Origin of the sequence: Kineococcus aridisoli (assembly GCF_050871885.1) — a bacterium.
Lineage (GTDB): Bacteria > Actinomycetota > Actinomycetes > Actinomycetales > Kineococcaceae > Kineococcus.
Genome location: NZ_JBJLSF010000103.1, coordinates 1 through 17006 on the forward strand (window position 1 = coordinate 1; position 17006 = coordinate 17006).

The following is a 17006-nucleotide window of genomic DNA, read 5'->3' on the forward strand; positions in this document are numbered from 1 at the left end:
CCCGCCGACACCGTCGGCGGGGGCCTGCGGTCTCGTGCGTTCCGGGAGGTCGCAGAGGATCACGGGACGCTCACAACTGACGACACTCCTTCACCCTTGTAGACGAGTTCGGGACCTTTCCGTCATATTGTCTGTGCACCGAGTGATCGGAGCGAAGGCGAACGGGTGACACCGCGGGAGCACCGCACGGCCGCCCGGCGGCCCGCGGCGAGCTCGCGGGGTGGGCGGGCGACGGGGGGAGTCGCGCGGCCACCGGCACCGCTGCCGACGACCGCCGGACGCGCGATCGGCGGTCAGCGGCGACGGCGCCGCCGCGAGCACTCGACCCCCGACCGATCGAGCACACGCACCAGGGGGGCCCGTGACCGTTCCCGGCAACACCTCGGCACCGGCGGTCACCGCCCTGCGGGCACCCGGGGCGCCCGCACCGCTCGCGGCACCCGCAGGACGGCGGGCCGCGGACCGGCCGGCCCGGCGGACGCCGCCCGTGCCGGGGCGCCCCGCCTCGACCGCCACCGTGACCGCGCCGGGAGGCAGGCCGCTGCGCGTCCTGCACGTGGCCGAGGCCCTGGGCGGCGGGGTGGCCACCGTCGTCGAGGACTACGTGCGCAGCACCCCGGAGCTGGAGCACGTGCTGCTCGCCTGGCGCCGGCCCGGGGCGCAGACCCACGACGCGCTCGACCAGCTGGTCTCCCGCACGCTGCCGCTGCCCGCGGGGCACCTGGCGCAGCTGCAGGAGACGCGCCGGCAGGTCCGGGCCCTGGCGCCCGACATCATCCACGCGCACTCGTCGATCGCAGGCGCCCTCGTGCGGGTGGGCGTGTGGCACCGGCGCCGCTCGACCGTCTACACCCCGCACTGCTTCGCCTTCGAGCGCAGCGACGTCGGCGGCGGCGAACGCGCCCTGTACTGGGCGGTGGAGGCGCTGCTGGGGCTGTCCGGGCGCTGGGTCGCGGCCGTCGGGCCGCACGAGGCCCGGCTGGCGCAGCGGCTGCCCGGCCGTGCCGACGTCCACGTCATCCCGCAGGTCGCACCGCACCTGCCGGTCCGGGCGCCCGGGCCGGCGGGCGGGCTGCGCGTGGTCACCGTCGGGCGCATGTCGGCGCAGAAGGACCCCGGCTTCTTCGCCGACGTGGTGCGGCGCGCGCGGCGCGCGGTCCCCGACAGCTCCTGGACCTGGGTCGGCGGCGGGGACCCGGAGCAGGAGCGGCAGCTGCGCGAGGCCGGCGTCCACGTCACCGGCTGGGTGCCGCGCGCGCGGGCCCTGCAGCTGCTCGCCGAGGCCGACGCCTACCTGCACACGGCCGCCTGGGAGGGTTCACCCATGTCGGTGTTCGAAGCGGCCTCGCTGGGCCTGCCGATCGTGGGACGGCGCATCGGCCCGCTGGAGCACCTCGGGCTGTCCGCGCTGGCGGCCGACCCGGAGGGCACCGCCGCGCTGCTGGCACGCCTCGCCCACGAGCCGGGGGTGCGCGAGCGGCTGACCGCCGAGAGCCGTCAGCTCGCCGCGCACCACCACTCCGGTGCGCAGCGGACGGCGCTGCTCGCGCTGTACCAGCGCGTCTCCCCCGGCGAGGTGCTGCTGCCGGGCTGACCCCGGCCGCGCCCCGCGCTCCACCGCCCCGCGGGCCGGACACCGCCCGCCGACCAGGAGAACCACCACGTGCGCATCGCCCTCGTCCTGACCCAGGACCGTGCCGGGCCCGCCGACCTCACCGTCGCGCTGGCGCTGGCCCTGAACGACCTCGGCGTCACCGTGCGCGTCTTCGGGCCCCGCCCGGTGACCAGCGCCGGCGACGTCGACCACCTGCTGACGGAGGTCGAGGTCGGCAGCAAGGGCGACCGGGAGGGCGCACGCGCCCTGCGGGCCGCCCTGGACCGGTTCGACCCCGACCTCGTGCACGCCCAGGACCGGCGCTCCGCCCTGGCGGTGACCCTGCTGGCCGGGCGGCCCGGCACCCCGGTGGTCGCCACCTACCACGGGCTGCCGGATGCGGCCACGGACGCCTACGCCCGCCCCGGGATCGGGACGCTGCTGCGGGTGCCCCCGCGCGAGGCCGCGGTGCTGGCCGCGGACGCCGCGGTGGCCCGCCGCTGCGCGGTCACCGTCACCCCCGCCGACGCCATGCGGCGCTTCCTGCGCACCCGCCTCGGCGTGCCCGCCGCCCGCGTGCGCACCATCCTCAACGGCGTGCCCATGCACCCCGTGCGCACGCCGCCGGAACGTCCCCGGGTGCTGGTGACCACCGGCTCCTTCTCCCCGCGCAAGGCGGCGGGCGCCCTCGTGGAGGCCTTCACCCGCCTGGCCCGCGACCACGAGGACCTGTCCCTGCTGCTCGTGGGCGGCTCCGAGGGCGACCAGCGGCCGCAGCTGCGCGAGCGCGTCGAGCGGGCCGGGCTGAGCGGGCGCGTCACCTTCACCGGCTACCGGACCGACGTGCCCGCGTTCCTGGCCCGCGCGGACGTCTTCGCGCTGCCCTCGCTGTCGGAGACCCTGCCGCTGGCGCTGCTGGAGGCCATGGGTGCCGGGCTGGCCTGCGTGGCCAGCGACGCCGGCAGCACGGCCGAGGCGATGCCGCCCGGCACCGGGTTGCTCGTGCGCCCCGGCGACGTCGACGGCCTGACCGACGCCCTGCGCCGGCTGGTGGAGGTGCCGGGGCTGGCCAGGGCCCTGGGCGCCAGCGCGGCGGCCCGCGCCCGCGAGGCCTTCTCGATCGAGCGCTGCGCCCGCGAGCACGCGGACCTGTACGCGCAGGTGCTGTCCACCACCCGGCGGAGCACCCCGCGCACCGGCGCGGCGGCAGCCCGGTGAGCCCGCTGTTCCGCACCAGCGCCGTGGGCGTCCCCTCCCCCGCCTCGGCGCACTGGCTGGTGGACTGGATGGACGGCGAGGACGCCGACTTCCGCTGGGCCTGGCAGGCCGCGGGCATCTCCACCACGGTCACCCGGACCACCCCGATGGGCCCGAGCGTGGGCACCCGCGGGCACCGGCTGCGCAGCTGGCCGACGTACGCCGCCCTGGCCGCGTGGGCGCAGGCGACCGCCCCGGCGGACCGGCTGGTCGCCTGGCAGCCCATCGTCGGCGCGCTGACCGGGCTGCTGAGCCGGGCCCGCCGCCGCCCGCCCGGCTTGACCGTCATCAGCCCGATCCTGACCACCGGCGGCAGCAGCTGGCAGCAGCGCCTGCAGCTGCGCGGGCTGCAGCGCGCCGAGCACGTGGTCGTCAGCAGCCGCGCGGGCGTGGACGCGGTGGTCGGCCTGGGCCTGCGGCGCGAACGCGTCTCCTTCGTGCCCTTCGGGGTGCGCCCGCGCCGGGAGGTGCCCCGCCCACCGGGCGAGTACCTGCTGGCCGCCGGGCGCGACGCCCGGGACTGGGTCACGCTCGCCGCAGCGGCCCGGGGGCTGGACATGGACGTGGTCGTGACCGGGCCCCGGTCGCTGCCCGACCCCGGCCCGCTGCGCCTGGCCCCCCAGGTGCAGGGCGAGGCGTTCTTCGAGCTGCTCGAGGGCGCGGCGGGGCTCGTGCTGCCGCTGGCGCGCACGGACCGCTCCATCGGGCACAACGCCATGCTCGCCGCGCTCGCCGTGGGCCGTCCCGTCGTGGCCACCCGGGCCCTGGGGATCGAGGACTACCTCGACGAGTCCACCGCGGTGCTCGTGCCGGCGCGCGACCCCGACGCCCTGCGGGAGGGGATGCGGCAGCTGACCGACCCGGCGACGGCGGCGCAGATGGGCCGGGCGGCCCTGCGGGCGGCGCACGGCCGCTTCTCCCTGCAGCGCTTCGTCGCCGAGGTGGACGCCGTCAGCGCGGACCGGCGGTGACCCGACGGTGATCAAGCGCTGACCCGCTGTCATCGGCGGTGCGTGCCGCGCCGCGGTGGACACTCAACCCTCACGTAGGGTTAGCTTTCGGCGTGACCGCGGACCCGCCCCGTCGAGCTCCACGCCACCTCCCTGCCCCCGCGGCGGCCTCCGCGACACCCGGCGCGCCTCCGCGCAGCCGCCCGCCCCTCGAGGGACCCGTCCTGGTCCACCGCGCGCCGGGCGCCCCCGCGCACGACCGCATCGCCTTCCTGGAGGCCGTCCGCGGCATCGCGGCCGCGCTGGTCATCGCCGAGCACGTCCTCATCGGCCGCTCCGACGCCTACCTGGCCTGGACGCTGCAGAACTTCAGCATCGGCCGGGCGGGCGTCGTCGCCTTCTTCCTCGTCAGCGGCTACGTCATCCCGCTGAGCCTGGCGCGCCAGAGCGTGCGCACCTTCGCCGTCCGCCGCTTCTTCCGCCTCTACCCCACCTACTGGCTCGCCCTGGCGGCGCTGGTGGTCCTCGGCGTCGACGTCGCGCGCGGGCTCGCGGCGCACGAGGTGCTGGCCAACGCCCTCATGGTGCAGACGCTCGTCGCGGCCCCGCTGCTGCTGGGCCCGGCGTGGACCCTGAGCCTGGAGCTCGTCTACTACGCGCAGTCCGCCACGGCCAAGCGGCTGGGCCGGCTGGATCGCTCGACGCAGCTGGGGTGGGTGTGGCTGGGCGGCTACCTCGCGGCGGCCGTCGTCGAGCGCGTGCGCGGCGTGGACCTGCCGGGCACGTTCGCGCTCATGCTGTTCTGCGCCGCGCTGGGGCACGCGCTGCACCTGCGCGTCAGCGCCGGGGACGGCTCCTGGAAGCCGCTGCTCGCCGCCTCCCTGGTCGTGGTCCCCGCGGGGGCGCTCGTCGGGACGGGGCTGGACGGCGGCGAGCCGTGGTCCCCGCTGGCGCTGAGCGCCTCCTACGCGGGTGGGCTGCTCCTGTTCGCCGGCTGCGCCGTCCTCGGCCGCCGCTCGGTCCCCGGCGCGCTCCTGCGGCTCGGCGCGATCAGCTACGCGCTCTACGTGCTGCACCCCGCGGTGGGCGCCCTGCTGCACGACCGGCTGGGCCTGGAGGGTCCCCTCGCGCTCGTCCTGGAGATCGGCGGCATCCTCGTGCTGGCCCGGCTCGTGCACCGGTTCGTGGAGCAGCCCTCCATCCGCCTGGGCCGCCGGCTGACGTCCCCCGTCCCGCGCCGGGCCCCGGACCCCGCGGAGCAGGGCCTGCCCTGAGGCGGTGGACCCCTCAGCGCCGGCGGGGCTCCCGCAGCACCCGGGCGTACAGGTCCCGGTAGGCGTCCAGCATCCGCTGCGGCGCCCACCCGTCGCGGGCGCGCAGCGCCGCGCTCGACAGCGCCTGCGCCGTGCCCGGCTCGTCGAGGACGCGCCGCAGCGCACCGGCCACCGCGGCCGGTTCGCCCGGCGGCACGAGCAGGGCCGTGTCCTCCAGCACGACGTCCACGACGCCGTCCACCGAGGTCGCCACGGCGGGCACCCCCAGCGACAGGGCCTCCAGCAGCGACAGCGGCAGCCCCTCCCACGAGGAGGTGGACACCAGGCAGCTGGCCGTCGCCAGCAGGGCCGCGACGTCGTCGACCGCGCCGATGAAGCGCACCCGGCCGCCGGCCGCGTCCGCCTGCCGCCGCAGCGGCTCCAGCAGCGGCCCCTGGCCTGCGACGACGACGTCGACGTCCTCGTCGAGGGAGCGGGCCGCCTCCACCAGGGTGCCCCACGCCTTCTGCTCCACCAGGCGCCCCAGCCCGACGACCACCCGGCCGCGCAGGCAGTGGACCTCGCGGACGGCCGCGACCCGCTGGGCGGACGCCTCCTGCAGCGCGGCCCCGTTGACCACGACCGTGCGCCGCGCCGGCGGCAGGCCGGCCGCGCCCAGCGCCCGGTCGACGGCCGGTGCGCAGGAGACCACGAGCGCGCGGGTCAGCCGCAGCAGCCGCGCGGCGGAGGGGTAGTCCTCGTGCGCCAGGCCGTGCACGGTGGTCACCAGCGGCGCCGGCGAGCGGGCCGCGGCCAGCGCCAGCTGCGCGGCCACGGTGACCCCGACGTTGTGGCTGTGCACCACGTCGGGGCGCAGCTCGCGCACGAGGGCGTGCAGCGCGGCCGCCGTCCGCAGCAGCCCCGTGCGCGAGCGGGCGATCAGCGGCACGGCGTGGTGCGGCACGCAGCCCAGGCGCGGCACCCAGGCGCCGCCGGCGGAGGCGACGGCGACCTCGTGACCGTGCTCGCGGGCGTCGGCGGCCAGCTGCACGACCATGCGCTCGGCGCCGCCGGGCTCGAGGGAGGCGATGACCTGCAGGACCCTCACCGCGGGCCCCCGCCGACCGCGACCACCGGGGCGGCTCGCCGCGGCACCGCCCGCGCCGGCGCGGCGCCGCCGGGCGGGTGCTCCCGGACGGCCAGCGTGGCGCCGAGGGCGGGCAGGACCCAGAACGGTGCGTAGTACTGCTCGCTGAGGAAGACCGCGCCCACCCCGGCCACGACGAAGCCGGCCGCCAGGCCCGACAGCAGCGCCTGCGTGCGGGGGTCGCCGGAGCGCCGCGTGAGGGCCAGCCAGCCGAGCAGCAGGTACAGCAGGAACATCGCCAGCCCCGGCGCGCCGAGCTCGGCGAGCACGTGCAGGTAGGCGTTGTGCGGCGGCGGCGGCGGGCCGCTGAGGTCGTAGGGCAGGGCGAACTCCCAGTAGCGGCTCTCGAAGTTGCCGGGGCCGACGCCGAGGACCGGCGAGGAGGCGAACTGCTCCACGGCCAGCGCCCACGTCGTGTACCGGGTGTCGATGTTGGAGGAGGCGACGTGCTGCTTGCGGTCCAGGGCCTCGGTGACCGTCTCGGGGCTGGTCAGGAAGGCCGCGAGCCCCACGAGGACCATGAGCGCGAGGGCCAGCAGCGCCCAGCGCAGCGCCAGCCGCCGGGTGAGGACGGCGAAGGCGCCGGCGGCCGCGAGGGCCACCAGCCCGCCGCGCGAGAACGTCGCCAGGATGCACGCGAAGACCACCGCCAGGGCGAGCACCCGCAGCACCGCCCCCAGGCGCCCGCCGTTCCAGCGGATCCGGTAGACGATCACCGGCACCACCATCGCCAGCAGGAAGGCGAAGTCGTTGGGGTCCTCCACCGGCCCCTTGGCGCGCTCGGCCCCGGCCAGCAGGAACTCGTACAGGCCCAGCGCCGCGGACAGCGCCGCCGCGGCCGTCATGACGTCCACCATCAGGTCCACGGTGCGCCGGTCGCCCGCCACGGCCTGCAGGACGAGGAAGCACAGCACGAAGAGCATCAGGTAGCGCAGCGCGACCTGGCGGCCCACCTCCTGGTCGTGCGCGAAGGCCATGCTCAGCGGCAGCCACACCGCCAGCGCGGCGACCGCCACGGTCAGCGGCGGCAGCACGACCGGCCGCCGGCGCACGAGCACGTGGTAGCCGAAGCTGGCGCACGCCAGCGCGCCGACGAGCTTGGAGGGGCTCAGCAGGCTCGTCGAGGTCGCCAGGTAGCCGTCGAAGAAGAAGGAGGCGGCCAGCACCGCGACCGCGACCTGCAGGCGGACCACCAGCCACCAGGCCACCGGCAGCCCCACGAGCAGGACGACACCGGCGGCCGGGGCCAGCGCGCACGCGGCGGCGAGCGCGACGCCCAGCAGCCCCGCGGCCGCGACGAGGGAGACGAGCGGCAGCGCGGTGCGCCGGTGGCGGACCGGTCGACCCTCCGGGCGGCGGACCGCGTTCTCCACCGACGTGGACATGGAGCTCCTGGTGACGCGACGCGGGACGGGCGGCCGGGCCCAGCGAGTCTACAATCGGCGCGGCGAGGTCGGCGCCGTCCGCGCCGCACGACCCCCACCACCCCCGGACGGCACCGGCCCGGGGCGCACGAGGCCACCGACTCGCGAGGGACGATGACCGCCAGCTCCCCACCGGCACGCCGCGGGTTCCTCACCGGCGCCGCGCTGGGCGCGTGGCTCGCGCTGGGCGCGGCCTGCACGGGCGACCGGCGCGAGGCACCCCCCTCCCCCGCCCCGCCCCGCTTCGAGGGCCTCGTCCCGTCGTGGGCGGTGGACCTGAACTCCCACCCGGAGGACGACGGGGCGCTCGCCCCGGAGCTGCGCCGCCTGGTCGTGCTCAACGCCTGGGAGCTGCCCCGGCTGCGCGCCGTCAAGCGCGCCAGCCCGGCCACCTCCGTCCTCGTCTACAAGGACATGTCCTCGGTGCGCAGCTACCCGGGGGCGCTCGACGACGGCCGCGACGCGGCGCTGCTGCCCACGGGGGTCGGCTTCGCCGAGGCGGAGGCCATCGACCCCGGGTGGTTCCTGCTCGACGCCGCCGGCGCCCGGCTGGAGTGGGACGACCACCCGGGGCACTGGCACGTGGACGTCGGCGACGAGGACTACCAGAGCACCTGGCTGCGCAACGTCTCCCGCGAGGTCGCGGCCGGCGGCTGGGACGGGGTCATGATCGACAACGCCCTCAGCCGCGCCGACCTCTACACCCCCGGCAGGCCCCCCGCCCGCTACCCCGACGACCAGGCCCTGCGAGCGGCGACCCGCTCCTTCCTGGCGCGCGTGGGCCCGGCGCTGCGCGACGGCGAGGGGGTCGTCGTGCACGCCAACATCGGCGACAGCCGGCTGGCGCCGGGGCTGTGGCTGGACTGGGGCGGCCTGCTCAGCGGGCCGGTGGAGGAGAACTTCGTGACCTTCGCCGCCGGCGACGGCTACGGGCGGCTGCTGGACGACGTCGACTCCGGCTGGCGGCGCCAGGTGGACCAGCTGCACGAGGCCGAGGCCGCCGGGCTGGTGCCGCTGGTGAACGCGAAGGGAGACCCGGGGGACACCGCGCAGCTGCAGTTCGCGCTGGCGAGTTTCCTGCTGGCCACCGACGGGACGGGCCTCTTCTCCTACACTCCGGGGACGTGGTTGCCCGACCACGACCTCGGACGTCCGGAAGGCGCGTACTCACGGATGGCGAACGGCGTCTACAGCCGCGTCTTCGAGCACGGCCGCGTGCTGGTCAACCCCGGCGCCGCGGCAGCGGCGGTCGACCTGCAGCGGCCCCACGTGGACCTGTCGGGTGCCCGGGTCACCGCGGTGGACCTGCCGTCCGGCACCGGCGCCGTGCTGCGCCCGGCATGAGGCCCCCTCCCCGACCGAGAGGCACCAGCATGCGTCCCCCGCAGTCGCACCCGCCCGTGGCCCGCCCGCGGGCGCACCAGGGGGTGGCCCCGTGAACGTCGCGCTGCTCGCGGCCGCCGTCTGGCGGCGCAAGGCGGTGGCCGTGCTGCTGCTGCTGCTCGTCGCGATCGCCGGGTCGGTCTTCCTGGTCACCCGCGACGACCTCTACGAGTCCGACGTCAGCGTGGCCCTGCTGCCGCGCACCGACGCCACCGGCAGCACCGCGGCGTCCCTGCCCTACTACGCGCAGGCCGTCGAGAGCCTGCTGCCGACGTACACGCAGGTCATCGAGAGCGGCGTCGTGCTCGAGCCCGTCGCCGCCGACCTGGGGCAGCCCTGGACGCCCGACGCGGTCGAGGAGGCGATCGTCGTGCGCACCGTGCCGCAGTCGGCGATCGTCGTGATCGCCGCCCAGGACCCGGACCCGGCGCTCGCCGCCCGGGTGGCGCAGACCACCGCCGCGCGCTTCGTCGAGGACGTCGCCTCCGACGAGGTGCTGGAGGCCCGCACCCTCGACACCGCGCAGGTGCCGCTGGAGCCGGTCGCGCCCAACCGGCCGCTGGCCGCGGCCGCGATCCTGCTCGTCGCCCTCGCCGTCGGCGTCGCCGGGGCCCTCGCCGTGGACCGGCTCTTCGGGCGGGTGGACACCCGCCGGCAGGCGGAGCTGGCCACCGGCCGCCCGGTGCTGGGCGTGCTCGCCCGCCAGCCCGCGCTGCGCGGCCAGGCACCCCGGGTCGTGGTCGGCGACCCCGCCCACGAGCAGTTCGACGAGCAGCTGCGCACCCTGCTGGCCGACCTGCTCCTGGCGCTGCGCCAGCGCCCGCAGCACCTCGTGGTGGTCACCGGGGCCGCCCGCGGCCACGGCACGTCCACGGTGGTGGCCAACCTGGCGGTGCTGCTGGCCCGCGACGGGCACGAGACGCTCGTGGTGGACGCGGACCGGCGCAGCCCGGCGCAGCTGGACGCGTTGGGGGTGCCCCCGAGCGCACGCGTCGGCTCCGCGTCCTCGCGCCGGGACGGGGTGCACCAGACGGTGCACCCGCACCTGGCGGTGACCTCCACCGGCGGTGAGGGCCTGCCGAGCGCGCCGCGCCGGGTGGCGGGGCTGCTGGAGCTGGCCGACGTCGTCCTCGTCGACGCGCCCGCCGTCGACGAGACGGCCGACGTGCGCATGCTGGCGGCGGCCGCCCCGGCGGTCCTGCTCGTGGTCAAGGCGGGCTCGATGAGCGTCCGGCAGCTGCGCGAGGTGGTCGAGGACCTCACCGCCCGCGACGTCGACGTCGTCGGGACGGTCCTCACGGGGGTGCGCGGTGCCGGCGCGGCGGCGGCCCGCCCTGCGCCCGTCGCCGGGCGGGCCGCCGAGGTCCGCGCGGACGACCTGGCCCGCCCCTAGCCCGGGCCGCCGAAGCCCGCCAGCACCGCGCGGGCGTGGTCGGTCCACGTCCAGGACGCCGCCGTGCGGCGCGCCGCGGCGGAGTGGTGCGCGGGGTCCGCGGCGATCCGCCGCAGCGCGTCCTCGACGGCGCCCGGGTCGTCGGGGTCGACGACGAAACCGCCCCCGTCGCGCAGCCAGCCCCCCAGCCCGCTCTCCGGCGAGACGACGAGCGGGGTGCCGGCCGCCAGCGCCTCCTGGCCCACCCGGGCCATCCCCTCCTCCCGGCTGAGCAGCACCAGCGCCGAGGCCGAGGCGATCTCCTCGCCCAGGCGGTCGGTGTAGCCGGCCAGGCGCCACCAGTGCGGCAGCGCGGAGACCGGGAAGTCGCGCACGGGGTGGCCGAAGAGCACGCACTCCTCGGCCACGCCCGGCACGGGGCGCGGCAGCGCGGCGGCCAGCCGGTCCACCCCCTTGCGGTAGCCGATCTCCCCGGCGAAGACGACCCGCCCGTGCGCGCGGGGACGCCCGGCGGACGGGAGGTCCGGCGGGTCCGGGAACCCGTAGGGCGCCACGGCCAGGCGGGCCCCGTCCTGCGCCCACAGCGGGTCGGCGGCGATCTCGTCGGTGGGGACGGTGACGGCGGCCGCGCGGGCGTACTCGTGGCGCTCCAGGGCGACCATCGCCGGGCCCGGCACCGGCAGGCGGGCGCCGACGCGCGCACCGGCGGCCAGCAGGACCTCGCGCTGCCGGGCGACGTGGGTGGAACCGCGGCAGACGACGACCCGGTGACCGGGGGCGGTCAGCGAGGCGGCGGCGAAGGAGGACCAGGCCACGACGAGCGAGCCGGGTCGCAGCTGCGTGGCGGCCGCGGCGCCGAACGCCGCGTGCACGAGCACGTCGGGCCGGCGGAAGCCGCTCACCAGCCGCAGCGGCAGCCGCACGAGCGGGACGGTGCGCACCTGCACCCCGTCCACGGCCACCCGGGCGGCGGAGGTGACCAGGCGCACCGAGCAGCCCAGCCGCGCGAGGCCGCGCGCCAGGTCCGGGGCGTGCCAGAGCCCCCCGGCCACCACGTCGACGGGTCGCCCCGCCCACTGCTCCTCCGCCCGCTGCCGCCCCGCCCGCTGCTGCCCCGCCACGTGCACCACTCCTCGTCGACCCGTACGCCTGAACCGCAGACCTGCACCCCGCCCGCCCGCTCGCGGCGGCGCCCGGCGCTCAGCGCGAGCGCAGGGTGCCCACCACCCGGCGGACGTCGCGCAGGAGCCGGGGCCCCAGGGCGAGCAGCGCGCCGAGGTAGACGAGCGTGAAGAGGACCCCGGCCACCAGGAACGCCACCACGGACGTGTCGTCGTCCCAGGTGCCGCCGAGCCGGCGCACCGCCAGCAGCGCGCCGGCGGCCACGAGGGCGGCCAGCAGCGGGCGGGCCAGGTCCAGCAGCAGCCGGGGCAGCGACGCGCCCCCCAGGTCCGCGGCCAGCTTGGCGTGGGCCAGGAACAGCACCGCCGCCACGAGCACCTGCACGGCGGCGACCTCGGTGATCCCGCGGCGGCCGACCGTCAGCAGCAGCAGGACGAGCAGCACCACCCAGGCGCCGCGCAGCACCGCGACCGCTCCGGGGCGCCCGAGCGCCTGCACGACGGGGGTGGCCATGAAGGCGGCCGAGCGGAAGCAGACGTACACGCCCAGCAGCTGCGCGGCCGTGGTGGCGGCGCGCCAGTCCTCGCCGAGCAGGGCCAGGTACGGCGCCAGGGCGCTCACGCCGCCGCCGAGCAGCACGACGGCCGCCGCGCCCAGCCGGAAGCTGACCTGGAACCCGTCCTCCATGCGCCGCCGGTCGTCGGAGACCTGCACCAGCGCGGGGAACATGACGCCGACGACGACCTGGGTCACCACGACGAACGGCAGGATGGCCACCCGGAAGGCCAGGGTGTACAGGCCCAGGGCGCCGGGGCCGAGCAGCTTGCCGACGAGCAGGTAGTCGACGTTCTGCAGCGCGTTGTCGAGCCAGGTCGCCGTGAACGAGCCGCGCGCGTAGCGCCACATCTCCCGGGCGACCTCGCGGTGCCAGCGCGGCCCGAAGCGCTGCGGCAGCACCGCGAAGGCCACGAGGCAGCGCAGCACCTCGCGGACGGCGTCACCGACGACGATCGACCACACGCCCGCTCCGCGCACGGCCAGCACGACGGTCACGACGGCGCCGAGCACGCTGGGCACGCTGGCCGCGAAGCGGCGGCTGAAGGCGAGCAGCCGGGTGAGCTCCGCCTCGGCCACCTGCGCGAGCGCCGAGAAGGGCAGCACGAGCGCGTAGACGCGCAGCACGTCCCCGGCCTCGGGAGTGCCGAAGAAGCGCGCCAGCGGGTCGGCGAGCAGGAACAGCCCGGCCGCCAGGACGAGGGTGCAGGCACCGGTGACGAACAGGGTCGTCTCGGCCGCCTCGCGCACGCGGGTGCGCTGGTAGATCAGCGCGTTGAGGAAGCCGAGCTCGGAGACCGCCAGCAGCAGGAAGCTCAGCAGCGAGGCCAGCGAGGCGGTGCCGAGGGCCCGGGGGTCCAGGACCCCGGCCAGGGCCAGCAGGACCACGACGGCCACCCCGCGCTGCAGCCAGGTGGCCGCGGCCACCCAGACCGCTCCGCGGCTGGTGCGGCGCCCCATGCCGGTGGGCGCCGAGGTGGGCTCCTCCACCTCAGCCACGCGACCACAGCCGTTCGGCGCGCCGGTCGGCGAGCTCGGCCGCCGACCGCGGGGCCAGCACCAGCGCCAGCCCGCGCGCGGTCCCGCCGCGCGAGGGGGACGCCAGGGCGGGCAGGGCGCTGGTGCGGGCGGCCAGGGAGCGGCCGGCGCGGGCGTGGCGCAGTGCCCGGCCGGTGGCGACCTGCGCGCGCCACCGCCGGCGGCTGCGCGCGGCGACGGCCCGGTCGGCGGGGCCCAGCTGCGGCAGCAGCGACTGGACCAGGCGCAGCGAAGCCTCGGCGGTGCGCGACTCGCGGCTGAGGCTGCTCACCGACTGCCGGTACAGGTAGGTGGCGCTGCCGGCGGTCACGCGCACGCCGTCGCGCAGCAGGCGGATCCACAGGTCCCAGTCCTCGGCGCCGTCGTAGTCGCCCCGCCAGCCGCCGGCGGCGTCGTGGTCGGCGCGGCTGACCAGGGAGGCGGTGGTGAGGAAGTTGTGGGTCAGCACGTCGTGCCACTGCGCAGCGGGTTCGCGGACGGGGCGGTGGTGGCGGTAGGTGAGGGGGTCGATGCCCTTGCCGGGCCACCAGAAGAGCCCGTCCGGGCTGACGATGCCACCGTGCCGCTCGTGCAGGGCGACGAGCTCCTCGAGGTGGGTGGGCAGCACGACGTCGTCGGCGTCCAGGAACGTCAGCAGGCGCGCGCTGGAGCTGTCGACCCCGGCGCGCCGGGCGCGGCCGGGCCCGACGCTGGTGCGCAGGCGCACCACCCGCACGGGCAGCTGGTCCGCCCAGCTGCGGGCGAGAGCGGCGGTGCCGTCGCTGGAGCCGTCGTCGACGACGACGACCTCGGCCGGGCGCACGGTCTGCGCGGCGAAGCTCGCCAGCGCGCCGTCGAGGACGCCGACGGCGTCCTTGGCGGGGACGACCACGGCGACGTCGGCCGTGCGGCGCGCGGGTGCGCGCTCACCGCCCGCCACCGCGGTGGGCCCGTCAGGTGTCGCGTCGCCAGGTGTCACGAGGCAGTCCCGTCCGTCGCCCGACCCCCGTCGGGCCGTCCTGGGCCGTCAACATAACAAGGTCACCGCCGCACGGGTGGCCCTCCCCGCACAGGTCGTGACGCTCCGGCACCGGCTGCTCCGATCGGGTGATGTGCGGCCCGAGGCTGTAACGCCCGTTCAAGGGCCCCGCCCGCAGGGCCGAACTCATGGGGGACGGCAGCACGACGAAAAGGCAAACCCGCCGCGAGACGGGGACGCAAATCCACGGGGCTCACCGAGCCAGCCGGGTTACCGATGCGGGACAGCGCCGTCAGGTCCTGCGTGAGCGCTTCGGAGGACCTTCCATGCCCAAGACCCCCTTCACCCGACATCTGACCGTCGCCGGCCTGGTCGTCGGCCTCGGCGCAGGCCTGCTCTCCCCCGCCCCCGCGGCCAGCGCCGCGGACAGCGCGGTCAAGCGCATCAACGCCGGCGGTGGCGCCTTCACCGACGGCAACGGCAACGCCTGGAGCGCGGACACCGGTTACGCCGGCGGCGGCACCTACTCCACGCCCGCGAGCATCGCCGGCCCGCTGGGCACCCTGTACCGCTCCGAGCGCCACAACCCGGGCGCCTACCGCGTCGCCGTGGCCGACGCCAAGTACACGGTGCGCCTGCACGCCGCCGAGATCTGGTTCGACGCCCCCGGCCGCCGCGTCTTCGACGTCGTCGCCGAGGGCAGGACCGTGGCCAGCGGCGTGGACGTCTTCGCCCGCGCAGGCGGCAAGGACAAGCCGTACGTCCTGGAGGTTCCCGTCACCGTCACCGACGGCACCCTGGACCTGAGCTTCGTCAACCGCGTCGACAGCGCCAAGGTCAGCGGCATCGAGGTCCTCAAGGCCACCACCGCACCCACCACCGCACCCACCACCGCACCCACCACCGCACCCACCACCGCACCCACCACCGCACCCACCACCGCACCCACCACCGCACCCACCACCGCACCCACCACCGGTCAGCCGCGGGGCACCGTCGTCAAGCGCGTCAACTCCGGCGGTGGCGCGGTCACCGACGGCAACGGCGACGTGTGGGCCGCCGACTCCGGCTACTCCGGTGGCGGCACCTGGTCGACCTCGACCCCGATCTCCGGCCCTCTCGCGAAGGTCCACGCCAGCGAGCGCCACTCGGCGAGCGGGTACCGCTTCTCGCTGCCCAACGGCACGTACACCGTCCGCGTGCACGCCGCCGAGATCTGGCACGACGGCGCCGGCCGGCGCGTCTTCGACGTCGTCGCCGAGGGCAAGACCGTGGCCAGCGGCGTGGACGTCTTCGCCCGCGCCGGTGGCAAGAACAAGCCGTACGTCCTGGACGTGCCGGTGACGCTCACCGACGGATCGCTCGACCTCGGCTTCGTCAAGCGCGTCGACAACCCCAAGGTCAGCGGCATCGAGGTCGTCGCCGGCGCCACCACCGCGCCGAGCGGGGCACCCACCAGCGCCCCCAGCGTCCCGGGCACGCCCCGCCCCACCGGCAACCCCACGGGCATCCCGACCGTCACCCCCGGCACGCCCACCACCGCGCCCACCGCCACCAGCACCGCTGCGCCGGTCACCTTCACGCCGGGGACGATCCCGCTCTCGGCGCCCGAGATCGTCAACCCCGGTCGCGGCCTGTTCAAGTGGCTCGGCCACGAGTGGCTCAAGCAGCCCGAGGCCGCGAAGTACACGTACGACCGCTACAACTGGTCCGACATCGAGACCAGCCGCGGCGTGTACGACTTCTCGCGGATCGACGCGGAGCTGGCCGCCGCCAAGGCGCGCGGCGGCAAGTTCGGGTTCCGCATCATGTCGATGCACTTCGGTGGTCCCGCCTCCGCGGTGCCCGCCTACCTGCAGGGCGAGGCGGGCGGGTTCTGGGCGACCGACGCCGGCCGCCAGTACTGGGTGCCGAACTGGAACAACCCCGCCTACGCCGAGCGCGTCGAGGCGTTCATGAAGGCCGTGGCGGCCCGCTACGCCGACGACCCCCGCCTGGGCATGATGGACATCGGCTTCTACGGCAACTGGGGCGAGTGGCACACCTGGCCGCTCAGCTACCCGCGCGGCGGGATGACCACCGCGACGCCCGCGACGCAGAAGCGGCTCATCGACGCCCAGGTCAACGCGATGCCCGACAAGCGCTGGATCATGCTGCACGGCAACAACGACGTGCAGGCCGGCGTGGAGTACGCGATGGGCCTGCGGCTCGGCAAGGACAAGCTGGCCGTCGGCTGGCGCAACGACTCCTTCGGCGCGCTCAACATGCCCGACATGCGCGACCACGACCGCGCCTGGGCGGTCATGAAGGACCAGTGGAAGATCGCTCCGGCGGTCGGCGAGTTCGCCGGCATCCGCCCCGGTGACGGCCGGTTCTTGAACTTCGCCGTCGCGCAGACCCGCGAGTACCACATGGGCCTGCTCTCCAACGGCAACATGCCCGTCGGCCCGGAGCACTACAGCGCCGCCGAGAAGGAGGCCATGAACACCGCCGGCAAGCTGGCCGGCGGCCGCTTCCAGGTCGAATCGCTGAGCCTGCCCGGGACCCTGCGTCCCGGCAGCAGCGTGTCGCTGTCCTCGGTGTGGCGGAACGCCGGTGTCGCCCCGGCCTACGAGCCGTGGAAGGTCACCTACCAGCTGCGCTCCGCCTCCGGCGCGGTCGTCTGGGAGGGCCGTTCCAGCCTGGAGCTCACCGGCTTCCTGCCCGGCTCGCAGACGGTGAAGGACACCTTCACCCTGCCCGCCGACCTGGCCGCCGGGACCTACACCGTGGCCGTCACCGTCCTCGACCGCGACCGCTACTACCAGCCGATGCAGCTGGCGAACACCGGCCGCACCTCCGACGGGGGCTACGCCCTGGGCACCGTCCGGGTCTCCTGACCCTCCCGCACGGGCCCGCAGCACGACGACGGCCGGCACGGATCACCCGTGCC

The 17006-nt window shown here is 76.6% G+C and carries 12 protein-coding genes and 1 riboswitch; of the genes, 7 read left to right on the top strand and 5 right to left on the bottom strand.

Annotated elements, in window-relative coordinates; all coding sequences use genetic code 11:
* The first annotated feature begins 517 nt into the window (after window positions 1–517).
* From ACRYM2_RS20300 to ACRYM2_RS20315, 4 genes are all read left to right on the top strand, one after another.
* Window positions 518–1594 carry a glycosyltransferase family 4 protein gene (locus ACRYM2_RS20300; RefSeq protein WP_432524247.1) on the top strand — a complete coding sequence of 359 codons (1077 nt, stop codon included), beginning with the start codon at window positions 518–520 and terminating at the stop codon, window positions 1592–1594.
* Between the two features lie 69 nt (window positions 1595–1663).
* The gene (locus tag ACRYM2_RS20305; RefSeq protein ID WP_432524248.1) at window positions 1664–2812 is read left to right on the top strand and encodes a glycosyltransferase family 4 protein; all 1149 of its coding nucleotides are present in this window, start codon (window positions 1664–1666) and stop codon (window positions 2810–2812) included.
* Window positions 2809–3822 carry a glycosyltransferase gene (locus tag ACRYM2_RS20310; protein ID WP_432524249.1) on the top strand — a complete coding sequence of 338 codons (1014 nt, stop codon included), beginning with the start codon at window positions 2809–2811 and terminating at the stop codon, window positions 3820–3822. The genes ACRYM2_RS20305 and ACRYM2_RS20310 overlap by 4 nt, the downstream gene beginning before the upstream one ends.
* Before the next feature lie 92 nt (window positions 3823–3914).
* Complete coding sequence (locus ACRYM2_RS20315) at window positions 3915–5075, top strand: acyltransferase family protein (RefSeq protein ID WP_432524250.1); 1161 nt, start codon at window positions 3915–3917, stop codon at window positions 5073–5075.
* Between the two features lie 13 nt (window positions 5076–5088).
* Here ACRYM2_RS20315 and ACRYM2_RS20320 read toward each other — a convergent pair whose 3' ends face one another.
* Window positions 5089–6162 carry a glycosyltransferase gene (locus ACRYM2_RS20320; protein WP_432524251.1) on the bottom strand — a complete coding sequence of 358 codons (1074 nt, stop codon included), beginning with the start codon at window positions 6160–6162 and terminating at the stop codon, window positions 5089–5091.
* Window positions 6159–7586, bottom strand: a complete 1428-nt coding sequence (locus tag ACRYM2_RS20325; RefSeq protein ID WP_432524252.1) for an O-antigen ligase family protein — start codon at window positions 7584–7586, stop codon at window positions 6159–6161. Before ACRYM2_RS20325 ends, ACRYM2_RS20320 begins: the two co-directional genes overlap by 4 nt.
* A 153-nt stretch (window positions 7587–7739) precedes the next feature.
* On the opposite strand from ACRYM2_RS20325, the gene ACRYM2_RS20330 reads away from it, so the two are divergent.
* Both ACRYM2_RS20330 and ACRYM2_RS20335 read left to right on the top strand, forming a co-directional pair.
* Window positions 7740–8969 (top strand): putative glycoside hydrolase, encoded by a 1230-nt coding sequence (locus ACRYM2_RS20330; protein ID WP_432524253.1) that lies wholly within the window; start codon window positions 7740–7742, stop codon window positions 8967–8969.
* Window positions 8970–9060: 91 nt separating this feature from the next.
* Complete coding sequence (locus tag ACRYM2_RS20335; RefSeq protein ID WP_432524254.1) at window positions 9061–10401, top strand: nucleotide-binding protein; 1341 nt, start codon at window positions 9061–9063, stop codon at window positions 10399–10401.
* Here the strand turns inward: ACRYM2_RS20335 and ACRYM2_RS20340 are convergent.
* From ACRYM2_RS20340 to ACRYM2_RS20350, 3 genes are all read right to left on the bottom strand, one after another.
* Window positions 10398–11522, bottom strand: coding sequence for a glycosyltransferase family 4 protein (locus ACRYM2_RS20340; RefSeq protein WP_432524255.1), 1125 nt, complete (start codon window positions 11520–11522; stop codon window positions 10398–10400). The genes ACRYM2_RS20335 and ACRYM2_RS20340 overlap by 4 nt on opposite strands.
* A 79-nt stretch (window positions 11523–11601) precedes the next feature.
* Window positions 11602–13077: an oligosaccharide flippase family protein gene (locus ACRYM2_RS20345; RefSeq protein ID WP_432524256.1), complete on the bottom strand. Its 1476-nt coding sequence runs from the start codon at window positions 13075–13077 to the stop codon at window positions 11602–11604.
* Window positions 13070–14074, bottom strand: coding sequence for a glycosyltransferase family 2 protein (locus tag ACRYM2_RS20350; protein WP_432524257.1), 1005 nt, complete (start codon window positions 14072–14074; stop codon window positions 13070–13072). Before ACRYM2_RS20350 ends, ACRYM2_RS20345 begins: the two co-directional genes overlap by 8 nt.
* Before the next feature lie 203 nt (window positions 14075–14277).
* Window positions 14278–14352, top strand: a riboswitch (cyclic di-GMP riboswitch).
* 48 nt (window positions 14353–14400) lie between these two features.
* Here ACRYM2_RS20350 and ACRYM2_RS20355 point away from each other — a divergent pair.
* Window positions 14401–16953 carry a malectin domain-containing carbohydrate-binding protein gene (locus ACRYM2_RS20355; RefSeq protein ID WP_432524258.1) on the top strand — a complete coding sequence of 851 codons (2553 nt, stop codon included), beginning with the start codon at window positions 14401–14403 and terminating at the stop codon, window positions 16951–16953.
* Window positions 16954–17006 lie beyond the last annotated feature (53 nt).